Source organism: Idiomarina sp. UBA4206, from assembly GCF_002383015.1.
GTDB classification, from domain to species: Bacteria; Pseudomonadota; Gammaproteobacteria; order Enterobacterales; family Alteromonadaceae; genus Idiomarina; species Idiomarina abyssalis.
In genome coordinates this window covers 74,205-74,689 of record NZ_DFTS01000004.1, presented here as the reverse complement: position 1 = coordinate 74,689, position 485 = coordinate 74,205, and the positions used below count along the sequence as shown (strand labels likewise).

Annotated in this window: 1 pseudogene; it reads right to left on the bottom strand. The window is 45.8% G+C overall.

The features are described from left to right. Positions 1-485: pseudogene (gene clpA, locus B3180_RS00730) on the bottom strand (ATP-dependent Clp protease ATP-binding subunit ClpA); the annotation flags it as partial.

Below are 485 nucleotides of genomic sequence, written 5' to 3'. Positions count from 1 at the left end.
TCCGTTTTACCAACACCCGTTGGCCCGGCAAAAATGAAAGAACCTATTGGCTGGTTTTCGTTAGCAAGGCCTGAGCGTGACAAGCGAATAGCCGCTGTCAGCTTATCAATCGCTTCATCCTGACCAAAGACAACCATTTTCAGATTGCGATCAAGCTGTTTCAACAAGTCTTGATCGGACTGGGAGATCGACTGCTCAGGAATACGGGCTATTTTCGCAATAATGGTTTCAATATCCGATACACCGACCGTTTTACGACGTTTCGATGGCGGCAGTAAACGCTGTGAAGCACCGGCTTCATCCATGACATCGATGGCTTTATCCGGTAAATGCCGTTCATTAATATATTTAGCAGAGAGTTCTGCCGCTGCTTTAATAGCTGGCTGCGTGTAGCGAATGCCATGATGGCTTTCGTATCTCTCTTTTAGACCCATTAATATTTTTGTGGTGTCTTCCACTGAAGGTTCAACCACATCTACTTTCTG